Below are 1,594 nucleotides of genomic sequence, written 5' to 3' on the forward strand. Positions count from 1 at the left end.
AGCTTGAAATTTAACCTCCGCTGGGTATATGCGCTGTTCGGCGGGGTTTGGTGCCCTTCTTGTGGTGGGCCGGGCGGGTGTAGGCGTGGCCGGTGGCCAGGACCAATCCCACGTCATGGCGAGTGGCATGGTGCCGGTTCCTGACGCCGGGTGGGCGCCCGGGGCCGGGCCGGGAGGGTTTCGGTGCACTGGCCGGAGACCCCGTCTTCGTGCGAATGTGACGAAACCCCCGCCTGACCCGGGTGGGTGTAAGGCGTTGTGGTGCAACTGGTTTCTCCCATGGCAGCCGCAGGTCCGCAGCCAGAGGCCGAGACAGCCGTAGCTGGGTATACGCGGTGATAATCAGCCAGGTCCAGCGGTCAGCCGAGCTGGGGTCACGCAACTGCGGACAGGTCCAGCCCAGTGTCTGTTTCCACATTCGGAAGGTGTGCTCGATATCGAAGCGCCGCAGAAACATTCGCCAGCACCGATCGACATCGCCGACGGTGGCGTCGGTGCCCGACCACCACAGCCAGACGGGTTTGTTCACTCCGCCGCTGGGAAGTTGATCGACCGTCAGCCGGATCACGGTGCCTTCGAGGATCGGCATCGGCCCGGCCCAGTCCGCCCACGCGGTCCGGCGTTGCAACCGAGGATGCAGCCGATTCCACGCCAGCGCGGTAGCTGTGCCGTAAACCCTTGTGTCAGTGCGGGTTACGACATCTTCGGTGCCCCAGGTGGCCGGGTCCTTGAAGATGAACTCCCCGCCATGACGAGCGGGGCGGCCGCCCTGCGGCGGGTGGAGGTATTCCGGTGCCGGGCGGCGGAACACCCGATCCGAGCGCAGTCGCACCAGGATCTGCACCGGCAGATCCGACAGCAGGTAGGCAAGACGCGGACCCTCGTATCCGGCATCGAGCACGAACAGCATGTCCGGGTCGTTCTCACACCACTGCCCAGCGGTGATGAGCCGTTCCACGAGGTCACGGATCTGGGAAGCGGTCACCGCGAGAATGTCCGCGCCGGGGCGGAGCCGCTGCGCGTCCAGCGGCGCGGTCCACGAAGTCCGGCCGGTCTCGAGCGCGGCGATGATCGAGTACGGCCAGCCGGGGACCATCTGGTGTTCGTTGCGGCCGCGACCATAGGTGTGGCAGAAGGACCGGTCCGGGGATGTAGCGCCGTCCGGGCGCAGCCACGGCGACACATCGACGGCCATCACCAGCCGTCCGTCGGCCGTGCGCGGCAACGGCACACCAGCCAAAATAGTTCTCAGACGGTCGATCTCGACACGGCCGCTGTTCACCGCGTCGTACAACGCCCCGTGGCCGCGGCGATGCTCCGGAGCCAGGGACAACCCGACCAGCGACCGCACCGGACCGTCGGCGCACAACAGCGCCTCACACAGCTCGAACAACGCATCCGCCCGCCTGGTCAGGCAGTCGTAGAAGTCTTGCCGGAACGTCGCCAGGTCCCCGAGCACGCCGCCGCACCCGCCGTCGGTCATACTTATCACCGCAGCTCTTGTGTGAAATTGTCTGTGTCGCAACAGCAATCATCAGACAAGGGCTGCTTGCATGATCAACCGGGGTCTGTCCACCGGCCGCGGAGGTTAAAT

Annotated in this window: 1 protein-coding gene; it reads right to left on the reverse strand. The window is 66.1% G+C overall.

The genetic code is table 11. The features are described from left to right. Positions 1-10: 10 nt before the first annotated feature. On the reverse strand, positions 11-1,483 hold the full coding sequence (locus tag IU459_RS37090) for an NF041680 family putative transposase (RefSeq protein ID WP_195134247.1): 1,473 nt from the start codon (positions 1,481-1,483) through the stop codon (positions 11-13). Positions 1,484-1,594 lie beyond the last annotated feature (111 nt).

Source organism: Nocardia amamiensis (assembly GCF_015477605.1).
In the GTDB taxonomy this organism is placed as follows: Bacteria; Actinomycetota; Actinomycetes; order Mycobacteriales; family Mycobacteriaceae; genus Nocardia; species Nocardia amamiensis_A.